Below are 20,782 nucleotides of genomic sequence, written 5' to 3' on the forward strand. Positions count from 1 at the left end.
GGCAGAGCGCGCAGGGCGGGGCGCGTTAGCGTCACGAGGACAGCCCCCCTCTCGACCGAAGGCGCCCCCGATGAACGACTGGCAGATCAACGGCCTCCCCCTCCACCCGCTCCTCGTGCACGCCGTCGTGGTTCTGCTCCCCCTCGCCGCACTGATGCTCGTCCTCGGCAGCCTCTGGCCGGCCGCCCGCCGCAAGTTCGGGATCCTCACCCCGATCATCGCCCTCGCCGCGCTGATCGCCGTCCCGCTCACCACGCAGGCCGGTGAAGCGCTCGAACGACAGACGGAGCCGTCCGCGATCCTCGAGAAGCACACCGAGCTCGGCGACCACCTGCTCCCCTGGGCTGCCGGCCTGTTCCTCGTCGCCCTGGTCCAGTTGCTCTGGTTCCGCCGCACGCGACGAACCGAGGACCGAGCCGCCACCACCCGCCGCCCCCTCGTCGGAATCGTGCTCGCCGTCGCAGCGATCGCCATCTCCGTCGGAGCAACCATCGACGTCATCCGCATCGGCGACTCCGGCGCACAAGCCGTCTGGTCCGACTCCACCTCGAGCACCAGCACCGATCAGGCACCCGCGCCCGACAGCGACGACGACTGACCCACCCGCTCTCGGGCACTGCCCTCTCCGGCTGACACCGCCCCCTCTTCGCAGGAGGATGGTGTGAGTGCCTCAGCACTCGACGCCATCTGCGAGGTCCTCGGCTGCCAGGTGGGCGACATCCCGACTCACGTGCCGGACGACGTCGGGAGCAGTACGGATCGGCTCGGTGACCGAGCGGCCCGCTGACACATCGCACCTCGGTGGTCGACTGGTCACCGCGGGCGTCGTCCAGCTGGTGGCCGTCGTCGCGCTCAATGTGCTGGGGCCGATCGTGCCCGTCTGAAGGATCTCCGGCCCGAGCGCTCAGGGTCCACTGCGGTCCCCGATCTGTCGCCTCTGCTCCGCTGGGCGATCGCCGCGGCGGTGTTCCTCGTCTGGGCCTGGTCGACGGCGTGGCCGGCCGGCCCGGAACGCACCCGCGACCTCGCCCGCCACGAGGACCGATCCCGGAAGCTGGTCGACTCGCTCATCATCGCCGCCACCTTCTTCAGCCTCGTCCTCGTAGTCGTCGCACTCCTCCGCAGCCAGCAGAAGGACCCCGTCGGATCCGCGGCCGCGATCCTCGCGGTCGTCGGGGTCGTCGCGGCCTGGGCGCTCGTCAACACCGTCTACGCCTTCAAGTACGCGCGCATGTACTACCTCGACGACCGCCACCGCTTCGACTTCGACCAGGACGAGGACCCGTCCTACAGCGACTTCGCCTACACCGCGTTCTCGATCGGGATGGCCTACAGCGCGAGCAGCATCACCCAGTCCTCCACCCCCTCACGCCGCGTAGCCCTGGCCCACGCCCTGCTGTCCTACTTCTTCGGCACCTTCGTCGTCGCCGTCGCCATCAACCTCATCACCGGCCTCACCCAGGGCGGGTGAGGAGTGCCGCACATCCTCAGGCAGGCGTGTCGGAGCTCGATACTGAGGTCATGGCATCACCGCTCGTCTCCGACGTCGCTCACTCCGGTCTCACCGTGGCCGACCTCGACGACGCGCTGGTGCTGTGGTGCTTCGGTCTCGGGTTCGTGCTCGAGCGCACCTTCACGCTCGACCTCGACGTCACGGCGGCGACCACCGGCGTCCGTGGAGCCGTGATCCGCGCAGCGACGGTGACCCTCGGCCCCCACCGGGTGGAGCTGCTGCAGTACGACCCGCCCCGACAGCTCGAGTCCGCCGGCTCGCCCGCACAGGTCGGCACGGTGCACATCGCGCTCACGGTCTCGGACCTCGATCGTGTCCTCGAGCTCTGCGCTGGACACGGCTGGAGACCGGTGGGGACACCTCACCGGATGACCGGTGGCGCCCGAGCCGGCACGCGCATCATCTACCTCGAAGGTGCCCTCGGTGGATTCCTCGAACTGATCGCGCCCCCGCAGCTCCCGTAGTCCGCGTCGGCCGATCGCGTCGAGGGCCCGATCTCTCAGCCCGCCAACCTCGCCATCCACTCCTCCACCGCGTCGGGCGTGCGCGGCATCGCCGCCGAGAGCAGGATCGACGACGTCTCCGTGACCACGAGGTTGTCCTCGATCCGGATGCCCAGGCCCCGCAGCTCGGCGGGGACCGTCAGGTCGCCCGGCTGGAAGTAGAGGCCCGGCTCCACGGTGAGGGTGTGGCCGGCCGCGAGCACTCCGCCGAGGTACGTCTCGTGCGGAGCGTGGTTGCAGTCGTGCACGTCCATCCCGAGCATGTGCCCGGCGCGGGAGATGCTCCACCGGCGGTGGTACGACGCGGACGGGGCCATGGCCTCGTCGACCGAGCAGCGGATCAGGCCGAGGTCGATCAGCCCTTCGGTGAGGGCTCGCCCGCACGCGTCCTGGTAGTCCTGGAAGCGCACTCCCGCGCGCAGGGAGTCGATGCCGGCCTGCTGCGCGCGCAGCACGATCGAGTACACGTCCCGTTGCAGCGGGGTGAACTCCCCGCTGACCGGGAAGGTCCGGGTGATGTCGGCGGCGTAGGGCGAGGGCAGCTCGACCCCCATGTCCATCAGGACGAGATCGCCCTCGGCGAGGGGCCCGGTGTTCCGCGTGTAGTGCAGGGTCGTGGCGTGCGCTCCCGAGGCGACGACCGATCCGTAGGCCGGCCCCTGTCCCTCGACCAGGGCGCGGCGGGCGAAGGTGCCCTCGAGGTAGCGCTCGCCGCGGGGCATCGCGCGGGCGACCGGCCACGCCTCGAGGCAGTCGTCGAATCCCCGCGCCGTGCCGTCGACGGCGAGCTGCAGGCGTCCGATCTCCCAGTCGTTCTTGATCAGGCGCAGCTCGTCGAGCGTCGACTTGAGCACGAGGTGCGGTCCGAGCTCCGGCCCGCAGATGCTCCGCACCAGCTCGTCGACGCTCTCGTCGAGGGTGGGCAGGACCCGGATGCGCCGGGCCCGCCGCGCAGCCCGCTCCACGTCGCGGGTGAAGTCGGCCAGCGGCCGGGTCTCGATGCCCAGTGCTGCCTGCGTCTCGGCGAGCGACGGCCGCGGCCCGACCCAGAGGTCGCCGAGCGCGTCGTTCTGCCAGAACTCGTCGCCGTCGCGGCCGGAGGGAGCACGCCGGTACAGGATCGAGCCGGCCTCCCCTCCCGTCGTGTCGACGACGAGCACGCTCTCGGCGACTCCGTTGCCCGTCAGCCACACGTGGTCGGTGCCCGGGCGGAAGCGGTGGTCGCTGTCGTTCGAGCGCACCCGCGGCAGGCCGGAGGGGATGATCAGCAGCTCGGCGGGCAGCGCCTGCGCCAGTCGCGACCGGCGCTCCGCGGTGTAGGCGAGCACCGGCTCGTCGGGGTCGATCACCGGCTCCGGATCGGCCCAGCCGGCGGTCATGAACGCGCCGTCCCCGGGGAGCGGGCTGCGGTTCACGGCCCTCGGCATGCTCCAGAGTGCGGACTCCTCTGCCCGGGCCTCCTCCACAGCGCTCACGCGCCCGCCCGCTCCAGCGTGTGCGGTCGCTGGACAAAGCGCGGGCCGGCTCGACGACCTCAATCTGCGCATCCTCGCCGTCCTGCGCGAGAACGGGCGCATCTCGATGTCAGCCTTGGCCGAGCGGGTGAACGTCTCGCGGGCGAGCGTCTACAACCGGGTCGAGCAGCTGACCGCATCCGGCATCATCACCGGGTTCTCGGCCCTGGTCGATCCGGGGAAGGTGGGGCTCGACGTCTGCGCCCTGGTGTTCGTGACTGTGCACCCGCAGTCGTGGCACCGGTTCCGCGAGGGCATCCTCCAGATGCCCGACGTCGAGTACTGCTGCATCACGACCGGCGAGCACGACGCGATGCTCCTGGTCCGCTCGCTCGACATCGGCGGCGTGCACGACTTCGTCACCGGCGTGGTCGCGGCCCGGCCAGAGGTGAAGTCGGTGGTCTCGGTCGTCGTGCTCGACGAGGTGGTGCGCAAGGCCTATCTGCTGCCCTCCGACATCCCCGACCGCTCCGGATCGACGAACCGGCTCGGCAGGACGCGGTTCACCACCGCGGGGAACGGCCGCGACGCGGCGCGCTGAGCGTCAGACCTCGACGCAGATGCTGACGTGGTCGTCGCCGTCGATCTCGAACTCCTCGACGAGCCGCAGCAGGCCCTCGCCGTCGAGCTCGACGCGGCTGCCGCCGGTGCCGCTGACCACGGTCCCGCCGTCGATCAGCTGGTGCACGAACGAGACCTGCAGGGCGTCGCCGGTGCGCGTGCCCACGAACCGGCCGAAGGTCACGGTGTCGCCGACGTAGTCGCCCCAGACCACTCCGTCGCGCTCGGAGTAGTGGAACCGCGACGGCGACTCCGGGTCGACCGCGCTGTTGGTCGAGGAGGTCATCACGAACTCGCGGCCGTCGAGACTGGGGGCGGTGGTGGCGTCGTTCACGTCATGGAGTATGCCGGAGAGGTCGAGGTGTCCTGGCCGCGGGCCGATTTCGTCTCATCCTTCGGGTGGCGAACCCGTGGAACTGGACGAAAGTGTCGTCACGGCGTCCCTCCACGGTTCATTCGTCTGCGGTCGCGGACCGACCGACGTCGCTCGGATCGCGCCGAAGGCCCTCCGGCGTGGAGCGGGCGACTCCACGGACAGGACGTCGTCCGGTGTCTGCGAGGCGTCCGGACCTCCCCGGCCGCCTCGATGCTCCAGCGATTCGTCCGCGATCGGATTCTTTCCCGTACTCTCAAAACCCGTACGGGGAACGAACCGGGGGCTCATTCGCATCCGATTCGAATTCAGCATCTTGGGGGCGCAATGGATCCGCAGCAATCGGTGAAGAGTGATCGCGCCCTGTGCGCCAACGCGAGGAGCGACGGATGACGGGATCGAGCACGGCAGGGGCCGTCGTGAAGCGCCCCGAGTCGCGAGAGTGGATCGACTTCGCCAAGGGCGTCGCGATCAGTCTCGTCGTGCTCTACCACTCGTCGTTGTTCCTGGGATTCTTCGGCCTCGAGGGGTACGTCCCGAAGCTCCGCACTGTGCTGCTCTACTTCCCCATGCCCGTGTTCTTCTTCATCGCGGGCCTCACGGCCGCCCGGATGCTGACGTGGACGTTCGCCGAGCTGTGGCGCCGCCGGGTCCTCGCGCTGGTGTACCTCTATCTGCTGTGGTCGTTCATCCGGGTCGTCTTCTACCTCATCGTCCCGTTCTCACGGTCGGAGGCCACCTCACCGACGGACCCGCTCAACGTGCTGGTGCTCCCCATCCTGCCGTCGAGCAGCTACTGGTTCATCTGGGCTCTCGCGATCTTCAGCATCCTCGCCTGGGCGATCCGCAAGGTGCCCCGGTGGATCCAGCTCTCTGTGGCCGGGCTGCTGTCCGTCGCGTCCACGACCACGGGCCTGCTGGACACCGACAACATCGGCTGGGACCGGGTGCTCCAGAACTTCATCTTCTTCCTCGTGGCGATGTTCATCCCCCGCACGTTCTACCGCTTCGCCGCCCGCGTGAAGGTCTGGCAGGCGCTCGCGCTCGCAGTGTCCTACATCGGCATCATCGCGGTGATCGTCGCCTTCGACGCCAACCGCATTCCGGGCGTCATCCTGATCGCCAGTTCGGTCGCGATCGTCCTGGGCATCGCCGGCTCCCAGTACCTCGTCAAGGTCCGCGCACTGAAGATCTTCGTCACCATGGGGCAGCAGAGCTTCCAGATCTATCTCCTGCACCTCTTCGTGATCGCTGTCGTCGTCGCGTTCGTCCCCCTGCTCGGCGAGACGAATGTCCCGACCGGCCCGGCGACGGTCTTCCCGTTCGCCCTGACGGTGTTCTCCCTCTGGGCGTCGCTGTTCCTCTTCCAGTCGCTGCGGCGCTTCTCCTGGTTGTGGGTGAGCCCGTTCAGCACCGGCAAGTCCCAGAAGAAGCGCCTCGCCGCCAAGGAGGCGAGATCGGCCGCGGTCCAGCCCACCGCGGTCGAGTCCGCAGCTCCTGTCGCCCCGGCCGATGAGCCCGCTGACGCGGGGACTGCGGGCAGACCGGAGAAGGACTGACCGGCGAGCACCTCCCGGGCGACTCCCCGGGCGACCCTTCTGCAGGCCCGAGTCGTCTCGGGCGCTGGTGAGTCCGCCTCAGACCGGGCCGGCCCGCGCTGCTCGGTCTCGGGTGAGCCGAGGGAGCAGTCGGACGAGGACGACCATGCCGACGAGTTCCACGAGGGTCTGCGTGACGACGACGACGGGCGCGAGCGACAGCGGTGCCGGGAGCGCGAGTGCGAGGGGCAGCACGACGAGCGAGTTGCGGGTCGCGCCGCTGAACACGAGGGCGCGCGTCGCGGGCACGTCGAGTCGGAAGACGCGTCCAGCACCCAGCCCCAGAGCGGTCATGACCACGAGGAATCCCGCGTAGAGCGGGACGAGAACGAGAAGCCGGCCGGCCGAGGCGCCCACGGCGCCGGACTGGGAGGCGACGACGGTGAAGAGCGTGGCCGTCATGAGCGGCACCATGAGCCCGAGCATCGTGGACTCGACGATCCGGCCGGACACGTGTCGGCGCGCCAGGGCCTGCACCAGCCCGGCCGCGGACAGCGGCACCACGATCAGCAGCAGGAACGCCCGCGCGAACGGACCGGCGTCGACCACCGCCACCCCCGCAGGACCGATGAAGAGCACCATATACACGGGGAGGAGGAGGATCTGCGCGAGCATCAGCAGCGGTGCGGCGGCGAGCAGCCGGTCGGACGCCCCTCCGGCGAGCCTGGCGAACACGATCACGTAGTCGATGCACGGCGTCAGGAGCACCAGGAGGACCCCGAACAGCAGCACCGGAGTGTCGGCGACGAATCGGGACAGCCCGTAGGCGACGAGCGGCACGACGACGAAGTTCAGCACCCCGACCGCGGCGAGGAAGCGGCCGTCGCGCAGAGACCGTCCGATCGCGGCGAACGGGACACCGAGGAACGTGGCGAACAGCAGCAGCGCGAGCACCGGTTCGATCGCGACCTCGAGGTGGTGCGCGGCGGGCAGCAGCAGTCCGAGAGCGGCGCCGGCGGCGATCGCGGCGAGGTAGAGCGGGATCTGGCGGTGCTCGAGCCAGGCGACGAACACTCTCACGACAGCAGGTCGGCGAGAAGGAGGGGCACGGGTGCAACGGTAGAGGCTCGCCGCCCGGCTCACCGCCGTGGCCGAGACCACCCGCGAACCGCCGGCGCTGACCTGATCGCGCGTCGAGCGGAAGCACCGCCGCACAGTGAGTCCGCTGACGACCGCGACCTGGCGCGCCCGGGCGGATGATGGTCGGGTGAACCGCACCGATCGTCTGTACGGGCTCGTCGAGGAGCTGCGGGCGGTCTCGCCCCGGCCGCGGAGCGCGCGCCGTCTCGCCGAGCGGTTCGAGGTGTCGGTGCGGACCATCGAGCGGGACCTGTCCGCGCTGCAGCAGGCGGGTCTGCCGATCTGGGCGGAGCCCGGCCGCACGGGCGGCTACGTCATCGACGCGTCGGCGACCCTCGGGCCGGCCGGATTCACGGTGGAGGAGGCCGTCGCCGTGCTGATCGGCCTCAGCGCGCTGCAGCGCAGTCCGTTCCGGCAGGCAGCCAGGACCGCTGTCCGGAAGACGCTCGCGGTCCTGCCGGACGACGTGGCCGCCCGCGCCGGCGCGGTCGCCTCCCGGGTGCACTTCCTCGAGAGCGAGGAGGAGGCGGTCGTCCCGGCGGAGTTCGCGACGGCCCTCCGAGCGGATCGTGTCGTCCGGCTCCGCTACCGCGACAGCAGCGGCGCGGAATCGGTCCGAGACGTCGAACCGCTCGGCTCGATCGGGAAGGAGGAGCACTGGTACCTGATCGCGTGGTGCCGGCTGCGGGAGGGGGTCAGGGCGTTCCGCGGCGACCGGATGCTGTCGGTCGAGGTGACCGACGAGCGGCCTCCGCAGCGCACCCTCCGAGCCGAGGACCTCGCGCTCCAGTACGGACGACTGCGGTCCGTCGTCGACGACTGACCTTCTCCGGGACGTCGACGGCCGCCGCGGACCTCGCGGAGACGAGGACGATCTGCGGAAACACCGACAGGACGGTGTCGCGACGACAGGCGAGCCTGGTGCCTCCACCTCGTCCCCGCCCCTGAAGGAGCCCCATGCCGTTCACCTCCCTCCGCCTCGTCACCGACGACCTCGACGGCCTCGTCGCCTTCTACGAGCAGGTCATCGGCCGTCCGGCCGAGCGCCCGGCGCCGGTCTTCGCGCAGTTCACCGGAGCGGGCGCGCCCCTCGCGATCGCCCACACCACGACCGTCGGGATGCTCGACGGCGCCGTCGTCCCCGCGTCGAACCGCTCCGCGCTGCTCGAGTTCGAGGTGCCCGACGTCGACCGCGCCTTCGCCGAGCTCGCACCCCGGAGCGAGGACGTGGTGCTCCCGCCGAGCACCATGCCGTGGGGCAACCGCTCCACCCTCGTCCGCGACCCGGACGGGAACATCGTCAATCTGTTCAGCAGGCCCGCCGGCTGATCGGGCGCACTCCGTCGGTCCGAGCACGCCCATGCCTGGCCGGTGGGACCCGACGGGGATCGCGGGGACCACCGGGGATCCTCTCTCGCGACGCGATCCTCCCGAGCCGGCGTGGCCTCGGGCCGACCGCGACCGGTCTGCGGTTCGCAGCCGGGAGCACGGCGACTCCGTCCAGCGTGACGTCCCGACCGCACTCCGACCGTCGGGACGGCCACCCGCCGTCGGTGTCCTCGGCGGTACCCTCGCGGCATGACCTTCGTGAACGTCGGCACCCTCGGGGCCGTCCCCGGCAGACGCGACGAGCTCGTCGCCGTCCTCACCGAGCACAACGACGACCTCGTCGACGCCGGCTGCCTGCTCTACGAGGTCGGGGTCGACGACGAGCAGCCCGACACCGTCTTCGTCGTCGAGCTGTGGGAGAGCGCCGAGGCGCATCGGGCCTCCCTCGCCCTCCCCCGGGTCCAGGCCGCGGTCGCGACGGCGCGCCCGCTGCTCAGCGGCGCCTTCGGCGGCTACCGCTTCGACGCAGCAGGCTCTCCCCTCCGGAGCTGACTCGCGCCGAAGGCCTGCCGGCCGTCGGCACAAGCCGACCTGGAGTGAGCGGGCCGACCGTCAACGGAAGGCCTCTTCCTCTCCCGCCACCCCGACACCTTGGAGCGGAGCACCGTGATCAGCACGTTCCTCGTCGACCACGCCGCGCTCGTCCCGATCGCCTTCTGGATCGCGGTCGCGGTGGTCACGGCGATCGCCTGGCTGCTGCACCGGCGCGGCACGGAAAGGTCTCTTCTCGTCCTCGCCGCGCTCGCCTTCGTCGTGGGGATCGCGCTGACCGTGTATCCGCCCGACGGGACGCCGCGGGTCTTCTGCACCGTGCAGTTCTCGGTGCCGTTCGACGGCATCGACACCCTCGCGAACATCGCGCTCCTGCTCCCCGGGGCCCTGCTGCTCGCGGTCGCGGTCGGCCGGCCCCTGCTCGTCGCCGCCGCCGTCTCCGGCCTGTCCGCCCTGATCGAGGTGTTCCAGGCGTGCGTTCCGGCGATCGGCCGCTCTTGCGACACGAACGACTGGTTCATGAACACCATCGGCGCACTCCTCGCCGCGTTCCTCGCGGCCCTGATCCTCAGAGGGGAGAAGCGGCGCGGGCGTCGGCGAATGGTCCGCTGACACCGCCTGTCACGTCGCCCTGCTCTCGGCCGGGTGTCTCGGCGGCCGACATCAGCACGGGTCCGTCGATCCACGTCCCTGTGACGCGGACCTGCTCAGAGGACGGCCGACGCCACGGGTGCCGTCTCGGCGACGCCGAGGACGACCGGGCGCGACCGGGCGTCACCGGGTGCCGCGGTCGCGTCTGTCGACCGCCCCCGGAGCTGTCAAGTCTCTCCCCCATCGGCCTCGGCGCTGCGCACGCTGGGGGCATGAAGCATCTCCTCTTCGCGAACAAGACGATGCTGGTCGGAGACGACGCGGCGGACGCTCTGATCGAGTACGGCGTCGCCCTCGCCGTGAGCAGCACGGCGGACCGCGTGGAGTACACCGGCATCGGCGGCGACGGCGGCACCGTGCAGGCGGTGTTCCTGCTCAACGCCGGCGCCGCCCTGGTCGCCGAGACCACTCCCTCCGATCTCCCGGAGCCGGACAACACGGCCGAGGTCGCCCGCATCCGCGAACGCACCAGGACGCTCACGGGAGTGTTCCCCGTGCAGCCGAGCGAGGACGACGTCACCTTCGACGTCGAGCTCGAGCACGGCTTCGGGTACTGACCGGCTCGCCCATGCCCTCCCTCCACGCCTCCTGGCCGACGCTCTGACCGAGGACACGGACGACGCCGAGGTCCGTCGCTGGGCGGCGTCCCGCGCCCCGCTCACGCCGGGGACGATCGCCGTGCTGCAGGCCGTCGGCTTCATCAGCGCAGCGCAGCGGGTCCCCGGCGACACGGCCCTCGCTCTCCTGCTGACGGCGGCGGAGGACGACCGGCGCGATCCGCCCGACGTGACTCGCGATGTCCTCGCGCGCCGCCATCCCCTGGCCGATCCCGGTGACGATCGCGGCGTGTCGGTGACCCCGTGATCACCGCCCTTCCAGAGCCGTGGTCGGTCCGCCGCCGGAGGCGCTGTCTCCCGAGTCCGCGACGTGAAGCGCACCGCGCGCCGCCCGCCCCGCGCGCTGGATGCGCGCCCGCACCAGCCGCTGCAGCAGCGCGGGGTAGAGCTGGACGGCGATCGTCGACCCGAGCAGCCAGGCCGCGCCGCCCGTCGCACCCGTGACCGTCGCGGCGAGGGCGAGCGCGACTCCGACGGCCGTGCACGCGAGGTGCACCGCCTCGGAGCGGCGGGTGTGCTGATCGAGAGCGGTCAGTCCCGCGCGCGTGCCGTCGAAGCCGCGCTCGCGGGTGACGAGGCGGTTCCACCCGACGACGTCGAGCAGCCGGCCGAAGACGCCGACCCCGAGCGCCCGCAGCAGCGCCGGCTCGCGGCGACCCACGTCGAACCAGGACTGCTCGAGCGGACGCGTGCGCGCACCGAAGGTCAGGGCCGCCCAGCTGGTGAGGACCATCTGCGCGACCGCGGCGAAGACCGGATGCGAGGGTCCGATCGCGGTCCAGCCGGCCGCGAGGAGGGCGGCCGCGAGGACGGTGGCGACGAGGATCCGGATCACGTCCGCTCCCTCCTGCTCGTGCTGCGGTGCTCGAGGCCAGTCCAGCAGATCCGCGGCATCCGTGCGCCGAGTCCTCCTCCGGACGCCCCGCGCCGGGCATCAACCGCCTTCTCGGCAGCGCTTCCTTGACACCGCCGCCGGCCGGTCATCATCATGCAGTCACGACCGGCGGCGGCGCGCCACCGGCGTCCCGACAGGAACGGTGCACCGATGCCCACCATGCTCTTCGTCAACCTGGCCGTCGCCGATCTCGCCCGGGCGAGGGCCTTCTATGAGTCGCTCGGCTACTCGATCAACGAGGGCTTCAGCGACGAGAACGCCGTCAGCGTGGTGATCAGCGACACGATCACCACGATGCTGCTCACGAGGGAGTTCTTCGCCGAGTTCACCAGCAAGCCGATCATCGACGCCACCACCTCGACCGAGGTGCAGCTCGCCCTCAGCGCCGACAGCAGGGAGGAGGTCGACACCCTCCACGGGAAGGCCCTCGCCGCGGGGGCGACCCCGGCCGGCGAGCAGGACCACGGATTCATGTACTCCAAGAGCTTCGACGACCTCGACGGCCACCACTGGGACTTCGTCTGGATGGACCCGGCGGCGGCAGCGGGCGGCGCACCGGAGCTGTCCGTCGAGGAGATCCGAGCGAACACGACGCACAGCTGAGGCACGACCCGCGGACTCCGAGCGGTCGACGTCCACGACCCGCGACAGCACCCCTCGCAGTCACACTCCGTCACGATCCGGCGCGCACTCCCCTCGGCCTGACAGGCTCCCGGCATCCGCCTTCAGGGCGTCTGGACAGGAGCACACCGTGACGATCACTGCACCGGCGACCACCGCGACCACCGCTGCGGCGACCACAGCGACCACTGCGGCGAGCGCCGCGACCTCGACCCCGGCGCCCGAAGACCGTGCCTCCGCGGCGGCCGGCTTCACCACGCGCCAGGTGCACGCCGGTGCCGCGCCCGACGGCGCCCACGGAGCGCGCGTCACGCCCGTGCACCTCAGCGCGGGCTTCGTGTTCGACAGCTTCGAGCACGCCCGCGAGCGGTTCGCCGGCGAGGACGAGGGCTACCTCTACACCCGCAACGGGAACCCGACCACCGAGGAGGTCGAGCGTCGGCTCGCCGATCTCGAGGGCGGCGCCGAGGCGATCCTGGTGGCGAGCGGCCAGGCGGCCACCGCCTCCGCTCTCCTGGGGATCCTGCAGGCCGGCGACCGGGTGCTCTCGTCGCGCCGCCTCTACGAGGGCAACCGCGGGCTGCTGGTGCAGAACTTCGGGCGGCTCGGGATCGGCGTGGACTTCGTCGACGACGCGTCGGACCTCGGCGAGTGGGAACGGCGGATCGGGCCCGACACCCGGGTCCTCTTCGGCGAGCCGATCCCGAACCCGAAGAACGATCTGCTGGACCTCCCGGCGCTGGCCGCGGTCGCGCATCGGCACGGGCTGCCGTTCGTGGTCGACAACACGCTCGCGACCCCGTACCTCCTCCGCCCGATCGAGCACGGGGCCGACGTGGTCGTGCACTCGACCAGCAAGTTCCTCGCCGGGCACGGCTCCGCCCTCGGCGGCGTGATCGTCGACGCCGGCACGTTCGACTGGGCGGCGCGCCCCGCGCTCTTCCCGCACCTCAACCAGGAGGAGCGGTCGTTCGGCGGCCGCAGCTGGACCGAGCAGCACGGCCGGCGCGCCTTCGTCTCGTACACGCGGGACATCGTGGTCTCCCGCCTCGGACCGACGCCGTCACCGCTGAACTCCTTCCTGCTGCGGCAGGGCGTCGAGACGCTGTCGCTGCGGGTCGAGCGGCACTCCGCGAACGCCCTCGCCGTCGCCTGCTTCCTCGAGGGGCGGCCCGAGGTCGTGTCGGTCGACTACTCCGGCCTGGAGTCGAGCCCGTCGTTCGCCCTCGCGCAGCGGCTGCTCCCCCGCGGGCAGGGCTCCGTCTTCTCCTTCACCGTGGCCGGAGGCGAGGCGGGCGCGGCCGCCTTCATCGACGCCGTCGAGCTGTTCAGCCACATGACCCACCTCGGCGACGTGCGCTCGCTGGTGCTGCATCCCGCGTCGACCACCCACGCCGGACGCACCCCCGCCGAGCGCGCCGCCGCCGGGATCCACCCCGGGCTCCTCCGGCTGTCGATCGGGATCGAGGACGTCGACGACCTCCTCCGCGACCTCGAGCGCGGGCTCGCCGCGGTGCGCGCACGCGCCCTCCCCGCGCTCGCGGAGGTGTGAGCGTGGCGCGCCGTCAGCACTTCGGCTGGTTCTTCTCCCGGGGCTTCGGACCGCAGGGGTGGGGGCACCCCTACCGGGAGTGGAACCACGACTGGACGAAGCCGGGCCTCTACCAGCAGTCGGCCCGCGAGCTGGAGCAGGCCGGCTTCGAGCTGATCGTGATGGAGGACGCCGTCTCGCTCGGCTCCCCGGAGACGCTCGACCTGCGGGTGCGGGGAGCGTACGGCGGGCCGAAGCACGATCCGCTCCTCCTGGCGCCGTACCTGTTCGCAGCGACCGAGCGGATCGGGCTGGCACCGACGATCAACGCTGGCATCACGCCCCCGTACCTCGCCGCCCGGCAGGCGGCGACCCTTCAGCACCTCAGCTCCGACCGCTTCGGGATCAACCTGGTCACCGACGTCGGCAGCGCCCGCCACGTGGGGCTGGAGCCGCTGTCGCACGACGCGGCCTACGACCGGGCCGACGAGTGGATGGCGGTCGTCCGCCGGCTCTGGCACAGCTGGGGCGAGGGCGCGCTGGTCGCCGACCCCGGGTCGGGCCGCTACGCCGACGGCACCCGGATCGACGCGTTCCGGCACCGCGGGGAGCACTTCCGCGTGGACGGCCCCCTCAACGCCGTCCCCTTCGAGAACGGCGACCCGATCGTGGTCTCCCCCGGCGGCTCGCCCCGCGGGCTGGCTTTCGCCGGCACGCAGTCGGACGTGCAGCTCGCTCTCGCACCGCTGGAGGCCCGGGCGGTGCGCGACTACCGGGCGCGCGTGCTCGCCGCGGCCGAGCAGCACGGGCGGACGGCGGACGACCTGCGCGTGCTCTTCGTCGTGAAGCCCGAGATCGTGTCGAGCCCGGAGGAGGCCGCGCGCGTCGTCGAGGCGTCGCGCCACCCCGACGAGGACGCGCTGCGGCGGATCGCGCTCGGCTGGTCGAGCGACCTGGAGACCGACCTCACCGGGCTGGACCTGGACCTCCCCGTCCCGCGGTCGGTGTTCGGCGAGCACGTCTCGCACGGCACCATCGCCGGCCTGTACGGCGGCACGGAGGACGCTCCGCTGCCGGAGCTGCTCACCAGGAAGGCGCGCAAGGGCCGCGTCGCCGAGCGCGCCGGCTTCGTCGGCACCGCGGAGGAGTTCGCCGACTTCGTCGAGGAGCTCGGCGACGACGGCGGCAGCGACGGGCTCCTCCTCTCCGGGGACCTGCACCCGGTCACCCTGCACCGGATGCTCGACGACCTCGTCCCCGTCCTGCGCCGCCGCGGGATCCTCCGCGACGAGCTCGCTCCCGGCGGGACCCGCGCCAACCTCTTCGGGACGTAAGGGGGGGTCCGCCCCGTCTCACTCCGGATCCTGCGCCCGGCCGGGCACCGGGCGGAAGAACCCGTGCTCGATCTCGTGGGCGAGCTGCACAGCCTCGACACGCGAGGCCGCCCGGTCCACCGCCGGCGGCCCGGCCTCATCGGGGGTGCAGAGGGAGCGGAGGCGCTGAAGGACGGCTCCTCGCCACTGTCGTGCGATGCCGCCCGCCTCGGTGCTCCGCCGTCCCACCTCGTCGAGTCCCCGCGAAGGCGCTCCGCCGTTCACACGGCGGCCCGCACGGCTTCGAGCGCCTCGAGGAGGAGGGGACGCGGCATGGCGAAGACGAGACGCACGTGGTCGGCGTAGCCGGCGCCGCACAGGCGTCCGGAGGTGAGCGTCACTCCCGCCTCGCGCTGCAGGTGCTGCGCGGGATCGGCGAGGCCGAGAGCACCCAGGTCGAACCAGGCGAGATACGTCGCCTCCGGGGTGCGGTGCCCGATCCGGGGCAGCTCGGAGGCGAGGAAGTCGGCGATGAGGCGCCGGTTGCCGTCGAGGTAGTCGACGACCTCGTCGAGCCACGCTCCGCCCTCCCGGTAGGCGGCCGTCGAGGCGATCACGCCGAGATTCGAAGCGCCGTGCTGCACCGCGAACCCGAAGCGCGAGTAGACGTCCTCGTCTGCGTCGTTCGTGGTGATCAGCTGCGCGGCCTTCAGGCCGGGGATGTTCCATGCCTTCGAGGCGCTCATTCCGGTGACGGAATGCCGGGCGGCCTCCTCCGAGACCGAGGCGTAAGGGATGTGGGGGACGCCGTCGAACCGCAGCGGCGCGTGGATCTCGTCGGCGAAGACCCGCCCGCCGTGGCGCTCGACGACAGCGGCGAGACCTTCGAGCTCGGACCGCGGCAGGACCGAGCCCGTCGGGTTGTGCGGATTGCAGAGCACCAGGGTGCCCGCTCCCTGCGCGAAGGCCGCATCGATCCCGTCGAGGTCGTGCTCCCAGCGGCCGTCGACGATCGTTCCCGGGACCTCGATCACCTCGCGTCCGATGGCCGACAGGTAGGTGAGGAACGGCATGTACGCGGGGGTAGGCACGATCACCGGTGAGCCGGGGCGGGAGAACTCGGTGACGGCCACTCCGAGCGCGGCCATGACATCCGAGACGGAGTGCACGCGGGCGGGGTCGACCGTCCACGCGTAGTGCTCAGCGAGGTACTCCGCGGCGGCCTCGCCCAGCTCGCCCGCAGTCGAGGGGGACAGATAGCCCAGCACGTCGCCGGCCACGGCGTCGTGCAGTGCCCTCCGAACGGCCGGCGCCGTACCGAAGTCCATCTCGGCGACCCAGGCTCCGATGGTGCCGGGGCGGAGGCTCCACTTGCGGCTCGTCGGGCGGTCGAGTCGTTCGCGCGTGAGCGAGTCGAACAGGTGCATGGGAGTCCTCGGGGAAGCGGGCGGAGGGCGCCGCGCTGGTCGAACGGGGCGCCCGAGGCGGGGGCGGCTCAGCTGTTGTCGAGCGGGAGCCCGGGCGGGTTCACCAGGGCCTCGTCCACGGCCTCGTCCTGCAGGCCGTAGGCCGACAGCCAGTCCTGGTACTGACCGTTCCCGATGAGGTAGCCGAGGGCCTGGTCGATCGGCTCGGCGAGTCCGGAGTCCTTCTTCACAGTCGCCGCGATCAGCCCGTCGAGCGATTCGCCCGCTCCGGAGAACGTGCCGGCGTTGCGGGTCGGGTCGGCGCCGTCCTCCGAGATCCGGTTCTGGTAGACCGTCGTCGGGTTGGGCCCGAAGTAGGCGTCGATCCGGCCGGAGCCGAGAGCGAGAGTGACGGAGTTGGCATCGGGCAGTCGCGTGATCTCCAGGGACCTGCCCTCGGACTGCAGACGGGCCTGCCACTCGAGCAGGATCTTCTCCTGGTTGGTGCCGCTGCTGACCGCGACGGTGAGTCCGTCGAGGTTCTCGTAGTCGCCGTCGAACTCCCAGTCGTTCGAGGCGAGGACCTGGAACGCGAGGGTGTCGGCGCGGTAGGAGGCGAAGTCGTACTTCTCCTTGCGCTTCTCCGTGACGGTGATGTTCGAGAAGCCGACGTCGCTGCCTCCGGTGTCGATGCCCACGAAGAGGTTGTCCCAGGTGGAGTTCTCCACCTCGGGCTGCAGCCCGAGGACGGCGGCGACGAGGCGGCCGAGATCGGGCTCCGAGCCGGTGAGGGTCTCGGTGTCGGTCCCGGTGAACGCGAGCGGAGGGAAGCCTGCGGGGAGAGCGCCGACGCCGATCGTCAGGGTCCCGCGGTCGAGGATCTCCTGCGGCAGCGTGCCGCGGATCTCGTCGACGACCGGCACGTCGATGTCCGTCTCGGTCGCCGCTCCGTTGGAGAGGGCACCCACGGTGACGGTGGTGGTGCCGGAGGCGGCTCCCGGGGAGGCCGGGTCGGAGGCGGCGGCACCGGAGCAGGCCGCGAGGCCCGTCGTCAGCGCGGCGGCAGCGAGAAGCGCCCCGACTCTGGTCCAACGAGTGATGTGCGGTCTGGTCATGATTCGATTCCTGTGTCTGTCGTGCGGATGGAGAGGAGGAGGAGTGCGGGGGCTCAGCCGAGGACTCGGCCGAGGAAGTCGCGGGTCCGCGGATTCTGCGGGCGGTCGAGGACCTCGCTCGGGCTGCCCTGCTCGACGACGAGGCCGTCGTCGACGAACACCACCCGGTCGGCGACCTCGCGGGCGAAGCCGATCTCGTGGGTCACGACGATGAGGGTGCGGCCGCTCTCGGCCAGCGACCGGATGACCTGCAGCACCTCCCCGACGAGCTCGGGATCGAGAGCCGAGGTCGGCTCGTCGAAGAGGATCACCTCGGGGTCGAGCGCGAGCGCACGCGCGATGGCCACGCGCTGCTGCTGGCCGCCGGAGAGCTGCCTCGGATAGGCCGCCGCCTTGTCGGCGAGACGGACGTGCTCGAGCAGGGCGCGTGCCCGCTCGCGGGCCTCCGCCGGCGGCTGCCCCTGCGAGATCGGCGCCTCGGTGACGTTCTCGAGGATCGTCAGGTGCGGGAAGAGGTTGAAGCTCTGGAAGACGAAGCCGATCCTCGCCCTCTGGCGCAGGATCTCCTTCTCGCGCAGCTCCTTGAGCCGACCGCCGCGCAGCCGCACCCCGATCAGCTCGCCGTTCACGGAGACGAACCCCTCGTCGAGCTTCTCGAGATGGTTGATCGCCCGCAGCAGGGTCGACTTGCCCGAGCCGCTCGGACCGAGGATGACCGTGACGGTGCCCGCCTCGACGCGCAGGTCGACTCCCCGGAGCACGGTCCGGTCGCCGTAGGACTTGGTCGCGTTGTGGATCTCGATGGCGGCGGTCATCGCGCACTCCTCAGGCCGGCGAGCGAGCGCCGCACCCGCTGGAGGGGCGTGGGCGCGAGCTCCCGGTGCGCGCCGCGGGCGTAGAAGCGCTCGATGTAGAACTGCACGACCGAGATCGCCGAGGTCAGCACCAGGTACCAGATCGTCGCGACGACGAGCAGGGGGATGATGTCCGTCGGGTACGTGCTGCCGAGGTTCTGAGCGACCCCGAACAGGTCGAGCAGCGAGACGTAGAACAGCAGCGAGCTCGCCTTCAGCAGGCCGATGATCTGGTTCACGTAGGCGGGCACGATCGAGCGGAGCGCCTGCGGGAGGACGATGCGGGTGAACTGGCGGCGCTGCGGGATCCCGAGCGCCTTCGCCGCTTCGTGCTGCCCCTGATCGACCGCGAGCACCCCGGAACGGACGACCTCGGCGCTGTAGGCGATCTCGGACAGGCTCAGGCCGATCACGCCGAGGGCGAGCGGAGGCAGCAGCGACACCGTCGGCACCGACCACTGCGGACCGAAGGGGATGCCGATGCCGACGGTCGGATACAGGTTGCCGAGATTGAACAGGAAGATGAGGACGAGGATCAGCGGCACCGAGCGGAACAGCCAGATGTAGACCCAGCTGAGCGTCGACAGCACCGGATTGCCCGAGAGCCGGGCTACGGCGACGACGATGCCTCCGACGAAGCTGATCACGGCGCTGATGGCGGTGGCGAGGAGTGTCAGCTGCAGCCCCTTCAGGATCGCCGGACTGAAGAGCCAGGTCCCGACCTTCGGCCACTCCCACGACGGGTTCGTGAAGAGGGTCTGTCCGGCGTTCAGCAGGAGCACGAGGACCAGTGCGGCGACCACCCAGCGCACCGGGTGGCGCAGCGGCAGCACCGGCCGCTCGCCGAGTCGGGCGAGGTCGATGCCTCCGGGAAGGGGGCCGGACGTGTCCCGCGGTCGAGGCGGCGCGATCGTGCCGCTCATGAGGCACGCCCCGTGACGCGACCGCGCAGGCGTGCTCCGCCGTCGGGCAAGGACGCGGTGAGCTGCGCGAAGGAGTCGTCGTGCGCGGTCCGGATCCTCGCGACGTCGAGCGGCCGATCGGTGAGCGTCCGCGCATAGCCGTGCAGGACGACCACCTCCGGAGGCTGGGTCACGTCGTAGAGCGGTGTGTAGCCCGCGGTGAGGTAGAGCCGCTGCGCCTCCGGCTGGAGCGGCCCGGTCGTGAGGTAGACGGTCGAGTAGCCGAGCCGGCGGGCCTCCGCCTCGAGCTCGGCGACCACGCGCAGGGCGAGTCCCTGCCGACGGTGCGCCGAGGATGTCCAGATGCGCTTGAGCTCGGCGGTCGTGTCGTCGAATCTCTTCAGCGCGCCTCCGGCGATCGCGGTGCCGTCGCGCAGAAGCAGGACGAAGGATCCCTCCGGCGGGGCGAACACCTCGCTCGGGTAGCGCGCGAGCTCGGCCGATGCCGGCTCGCCCCAGGCGGTGCCGTAGCGGGTGTCGTACTCGCGCTCGAGCTCGTCGAGCAGGGGCCGGGCCCGCGGGTCATCGGCCCGCACATGGACGAACTCGTCGGCCGCGACGGTGTCAGACGAGGACACGAGCGGCCTCCTCGGCGGCCTGGGCGGCCGCGGCGTCGCGTCGAGCGACCTCCTCGCGCACCAGCGGTATCACGTGGCGACCGAAGTCGAGGGTGTCGTCGACGTAGTCGTAGCCGCGCGCCGAGATGATGTCGACCCCGAGATCGACGTAGTCGAGCAGCGCGGCGGCCACCGTCTCCGGCGTCCCGACGAGGGCGTTCGAGTTGCCGCGCGCTCCCGCGGCGACTCCCGCCCTGGTCCAGAGCGCGCGATCGAAACGGTCGCCTGCGGCGGCGATCGCGAGGAGGCGCTGCGAGCCGGTGTTCTCCGGCGCGGCGAGGCCTCCGGGGGCGGTCTCGCGGGTGCGCGCCTCGATGCGGCGGAGGATCCCCTCCGCCTTCTCCCAGGCCTGCTCCTCGGTGGCCCCGAGGATGGGTCGGAAGGCGACCTGGATGCGCGGCGCGACGTCGCGGCCGGCCGCCGCCGCCGCCTCCCGGATGCTGCGGATCTGCTCGGCGGTGTCCCGCAGCGGCTCGCCCCAGAGCGCGTAGACGTCGCTCTCGGCGGCACCGACGGACAGAGCGGCGGGAGAGGAGCCTCCGAACGAGATCTGCGGCCGAGGCTGCTGCACCGGCCAGACGTCGCTGACGAACCGGGAGAAGCGGTAGTGCTCCCCGACGTGATCGAACGGCTCACGGGTCGTCCAGACCTGCTTGACGATCCTGATGTACTCGGCGGTGCGCGCGTAGCGCTCGTCCTTGCTCAGGTAGTCGCCCTCCGCGGCCTGGTCCGCGTCCGACCCGCCCGTGATCACGTGGACGCTCAGGCGGCCTCCACTCAGCTGATCGAGGGTCGCGAAGGCTTTCGCCGCGACCGTGGGGTAGGAGACGTTGGGCCGGTGCGCCAGCAGCAGCTGGATGCGCTCGAGCCGCGACGCGATGAAAGCGGCGGCGACGGCGGGGTCGGGGGCTCCGGAGTGGTAGGCGAACAGGATGCGGTCCCACCCGCTGTCCTCATGAGCCGCGGCCAGACGCACCGTGTACTCCGGGTCGAAGCTCGCGCCGCTGCGTGCTCGTATCTCGCTGCCGTCGTTGAGCGCGGCGATGCCGAGGAATTCGATGGGCACTCGAGGCTCCTGCCTGTCGGGGCGCACCGTTCTGCACGCCGTGGGGGCCGACGCTAGGGTCCGCGGCCACCCGGCTCCAACCCGCCGCTACACACTTCTTCACATCGTCAC

The 20,782-nt window shown here is 71.4% G+C and carries 25 protein-coding genes; 15 read left to right on the plus strand and 10 right to left on the minus strand.

Translation table 11 applies throughout. From position 1 onward, the window contains the following. The first annotated feature begins 70 nt into the window (after positions 1-70). From C5C53_RS12565 to C5C53_RS12580, 4 genes are all read left to right on the plus strand, one after another. A complete protein-coding gene (locus C5C53_RS12565) occupies positions 71-598 on the plus strand; it encodes a DUF2231 domain-containing protein (RefSeq protein WP_104267684.1) in 528 nt (175 codons plus the stop codon). Positions 599-661: 63 nt separating this feature from the next. Then, positions 662-787, plus strand: a complete 126-nt coding sequence (locus tag C5C53_RS17620) for a helix-turn-helix transcriptional regulator (protein ID WP_181127764.1) — start codon at positions 662-664, stop codon at positions 785-787. Positions 788-937: 150 nt separating this feature from the next. Further along, entirely contained in the window at positions 938-1,471 is a 534-nt protein-coding gene (locus C5C53_RS12575) for a DUF1345 domain-containing protein (RefSeq protein WP_258069161.1), read from the plus strand. 50 nt (positions 1,472-1,521) lie between these two features. Beyond that, positions 1,522-1,977, plus strand: coding sequence for a VOC family protein (locus C5C53_RS12580; RefSeq protein ID WP_104267687.1), 456 nt, complete (start codon positions 1,522-1,524; stop codon positions 1,975-1,977). 35 nt (positions 1,978-2,012) lie between these two features. Here the strand turns inward: C5C53_RS12580 and C5C53_RS12585 are convergent, their stop codons facing one another. Beyond that, positions 2,013-3,431, minus strand: a complete 1,419-nt coding sequence (locus C5C53_RS12585; RefSeq protein WP_219813980.1) for an aminopeptidase P family protein — start codon at positions 3,429-3,431, stop codon at positions 2,013-2,015. A 10-nt stretch (positions 3,432-3,441) separates the two neighbouring features. Here C5C53_RS12585 and C5C53_RS12590 point away from each other — a divergent pair, with 10 nt between their 5' ends. Continuing rightward, the gene (locus C5C53_RS12590) at positions 3,442-4,071 is read left to right on the plus strand and encodes an Lrp/AsnC family transcriptional regulator (protein WP_104267725.1); all 630 of its coding nucleotides are present in this window, start codon (positions 3,442-3,444) and stop codon (positions 4,069-4,071) included. Positions 4,072-4,074: 3 nt separating this feature from the next. On the opposite strand, the gene C5C53_RS12595 is transcribed toward C5C53_RS12590, so the two are convergent. Further along, positions 4,075-4,425, minus strand: a complete 351-nt coding sequence (locus tag C5C53_RS12595) for a hypothetical protein (protein WP_258060307.1) — start codon at positions 4,423-4,425, stop codon at positions 4,075-4,077. A gap of 428 nt (positions 4,426-4,853) precedes the next feature. On the opposite strand from C5C53_RS12595, the gene C5C53_RS12600 reads away from it, so the two are divergent. Next, positions 4,854-6,023, plus strand: a complete 1,170-nt coding sequence (locus C5C53_RS12600) for an acyltransferase family protein (protein WP_104267688.1) — start codon at positions 4,854-4,856, stop codon at positions 6,021-6,023. Positions 6,024-6,101: 78 nt separating this feature from the next. On the opposite strand, the gene C5C53_RS12605 is transcribed toward C5C53_RS12600, so the two are convergent. Next, the gene (locus C5C53_RS12605) at positions 6,102-7,082 is read right to left on the minus strand and encodes an arsenic resistance protein (protein WP_258075426.1); all 981 of its coding nucleotides are present in this window, start codon (positions 7,080-7,082) and stop codon (positions 6,102-6,104) included. Between the two features lie 187 nt (positions 7,083-7,269). On the opposite strand from C5C53_RS12605, the gene C5C53_RS12610 reads away from it, so the two are divergent. The 6 genes from C5C53_RS12610 (at position 7,270) to C5C53_RS12635 (ending at position 10,538) form a co-directional block, all read left to right on the plus strand. Continuing rightward, positions 7,270-7,965: a YafY family protein gene (locus C5C53_RS12610; RefSeq protein ID WP_104267690.1), complete on the plus strand. Its 696-nt coding sequence runs from the start codon at positions 7,270-7,272 to the stop codon at positions 7,963-7,965. Between the two features lie 134 nt (positions 7,966-8,099). Then, positions 8,100-8,471, plus strand: coding sequence for a VOC family protein (locus C5C53_RS12615; protein WP_104267691.1), 372 nt, complete (start codon positions 8,100-8,102; stop codon positions 8,469-8,471). 249 nt (positions 8,472-8,720) lie between these two features. Beyond that, complete coding sequence (locus C5C53_RS12620) at positions 8,721-9,023, plus strand: putative quinol monooxygenase (protein WP_104267692.1); 303 nt, start codon at positions 8,721-8,723, stop codon at positions 9,021-9,023. A 114-nt stretch (positions 9,024-9,137) separates the two neighbouring features. Next, entirely contained in the window at positions 9,138-9,635 is a 498-nt protein-coding gene (locus C5C53_RS12625) for a VanZ family protein (protein WP_181127766.1), read from the plus strand. A 251-nt stretch (positions 9,636-9,886) separates the two neighbouring features. After that, positions 9,887-10,231: a hypothetical protein gene (locus tag C5C53_RS12630; protein ID WP_104255912.1), complete on the plus strand. Its 345-nt coding sequence runs from the start codon at positions 9,887-9,889 to the stop codon at positions 10,229-10,231. 121 nt (positions 10,232-10,352) lie between these two features. Then, entirely contained in the window at positions 10,353-10,538 is a 186-nt protein-coding gene (locus C5C53_RS12635; RefSeq protein ID WP_104267694.1) for a hypothetical protein, read from the plus strand. Here the strand turns inward: C5C53_RS12635 and C5C53_RS12640 are convergent, their stop codons facing one another. After that, positions 10,539-11,126, minus strand: a complete 588-nt coding sequence (locus C5C53_RS12640; protein WP_104267695.1) for a hypothetical protein — start codon at positions 11,124-11,126, stop codon at positions 10,539-10,541. 210 nt (positions 11,127-11,336) lie between these two features. On the opposite strand from C5C53_RS12640, the gene C5C53_RS12645 reads away from it, so the two are divergent. The 3 genes from C5C53_RS12645 (at position 11,337) to C5C53_RS12655 (ending at position 14,672) form a co-directional block, all read left to right on the plus strand. Continuing rightward, positions 11,337-11,789, plus strand: a complete 453-nt coding sequence (locus tag C5C53_RS12645; RefSeq protein ID WP_104267696.1) for a VOC family protein — start codon at positions 11,337-11,339, stop codon at positions 11,787-11,789. Between the two features lie 283 nt (positions 11,790-12,072). Next, positions 12,073-13,359, plus strand: coding sequence for an O-acetylhomoserine aminocarboxypropyltransferase/cysteine synthase family protein (locus tag C5C53_RS12650; protein WP_104267726.1), 1,287 nt, complete (start codon positions 12,073-12,075; stop codon positions 13,357-13,359). Positions 13,360-13,361: 2 nt separating this feature from the next. Further along, positions 13,362-14,672, plus strand: a complete 1,311-nt coding sequence (locus C5C53_RS12655) for an LLM class flavin-dependent oxidoreductase (protein ID WP_104267697.1) — start codon at positions 13,362-13,364, stop codon at positions 14,670-14,672. A 260-nt stretch (positions 14,673-14,932) separates the two neighbouring features. Here C5C53_RS12655 and C5C53_RS12660 read toward each other — a convergent pair whose 3' ends face one another. From C5C53_RS12660 to C5C53_RS12685, 6 genes are all read right to left on the minus strand, one after another. Further along, on the minus strand, positions 14,933-16,078 hold the full coding sequence (locus C5C53_RS12660) for a MalY/PatB family protein (RefSeq protein ID WP_104267698.1): 1,146 nt from the start codon (positions 16,076-16,078) through the stop codon (positions 14,933-14,935). A gap of 68 nt (positions 16,079-16,146) precedes the next feature. Further along, positions 16,147-17,172: a transporter substrate-binding domain-containing protein gene (locus C5C53_RS12665; protein ID WP_104267699.1), complete on the minus strand. Its 1,026-nt coding sequence runs from the start codon at positions 17,170-17,172 to the stop codon at positions 16,147-16,149. Between the two features lie 53 nt (positions 17,173-17,225). Continuing rightward, complete coding sequence (locus C5C53_RS12670; protein ID WP_104223287.1) at positions 17,226-17,987, minus strand: amino acid ABC transporter ATP-binding protein; 762 nt, start codon at positions 17,985-17,987, stop codon at positions 17,226-17,228. Continuing rightward, positions 17,984-18,949 (minus strand): amino acid ABC transporter permease, encoded by a 966-nt coding sequence (locus tag C5C53_RS12675; protein WP_104233982.1) that lies wholly within the window; start codon positions 18,947-18,949, stop codon positions 17,984-17,986. The genes C5C53_RS12670 and C5C53_RS12675 overlap by 4 nt, the downstream gene beginning before the upstream one ends. Continuing rightward, a complete protein-coding gene (locus tag C5C53_RS12680) occupies positions 18,946-19,566 on the minus strand; it encodes a GNAT family N-acetyltransferase (protein WP_219812350.1) in 621 nt (206 codons plus the stop codon). The genes C5C53_RS12675 and C5C53_RS12680 overlap by 4 nt, the downstream gene beginning before the upstream one ends. Beyond that, positions 19,553-20,671, minus strand: a complete 1,119-nt coding sequence (locus C5C53_RS12685) for an LLM class flavin-dependent oxidoreductase (protein ID WP_104267700.1) — start codon at positions 20,669-20,671, stop codon at positions 19,553-19,555. The genes C5C53_RS12680 and C5C53_RS12685 overlap by 14 nt, the downstream gene beginning before the upstream one ends. Positions 20,672-20,782 lie beyond the last annotated feature (111 nt).

It is taken from the genome of Rathayibacter sp. AY1E3 (assembly GCF_002932235.1).
In the GTDB taxonomy this organism is placed as follows: Bacteria; Actinomycetota; Actinomycetes; order Actinomycetales; family Microbacteriaceae; genus Rathayibacter.

Bases quoted from the DNA above. Each gene is read 5' to 3' on its own strand.
- C5C53_RS12615 (WP_104267691.1), top strand. From the start codon at position 8,100: ATGCCGTTCACCTCCCTCCGCCTCGTCACCGACGACCTCGACGGCCTC.
- C5C53_RS12580 (WP_104267687.1), top strand. From the start codon at position 1,522: ATGGCATCACCGCTCGTCTCCGACGTCGCTCACTCCGGTCTCACCGTG.
- C5C53_RS12630 (WP_104255912.1), top strand. From the start codon at position 9,887: ATGAAGCATCTCCTCTTCGCGAACAAGACGATGCTGGTCGGAGACGAC.
- C5C53_RS12675 (WP_104233982.1), bottom strand. From the start codon at position 18,949: ATGAGCGGCACGATCGCGCCGCCTCGACCGCGGGACACGTCCGGCCCC.
- C5C53_RS12660 (WP_104267698.1), bottom strand. From the start codon at position 16,078: ATGCACCTGTTCGACTCGCTCACGCGCGAACGACTCGACCGCCCGACG.
- C5C53_RS12590 (WP_104267725.1), top strand. From the start codon at position 3,442: ATGCTCCAGAGTGCGGACTCCTCTGCCCGGGCCTCCTCCACAGCGCTC.
- C5C53_RS12665 (WP_104267699.1), bottom strand. From the start codon at position 17,172: ATGACCAGACCGCACATCACTCGTTGGACCAGAGTCGGGGCGCTTCTC.
- C5C53_RS12600 (WP_104267688.1), top strand. From the start codon at position 4,854: ATGACGGGATCGAGCACGGCAGGGGCCGTCGTGAAGCGCCCCGAGTCG.
- C5C53_RS12620 (WP_104267692.1), top strand. From the start codon at position 8,721: ATGACCTTCGTGAACGTCGGCACCCTCGGGGCCGTCCCCGGCAGACGC.
- C5C53_RS12670 (WP_104223287.1), bottom strand. From the start codon at position 17,987: ATGACCGCCGCCATCGAGATCCACAACGCGACCAAGTCCTACGGCGAC.
- C5C53_RS12645 (WP_104267696.1), top strand. From the start codon at position 11,337: ATGCCCACCATGCTCTTCGTCAACCTGGCCGTCGCCGATCTCGCCCGG.
- C5C53_RS12565 (WP_104267684.1), top strand. From the start codon at position 71: ATGAACGACTGGCAGATCAACGGCCTCCCCCTCCACCCGCTCCTCGTG.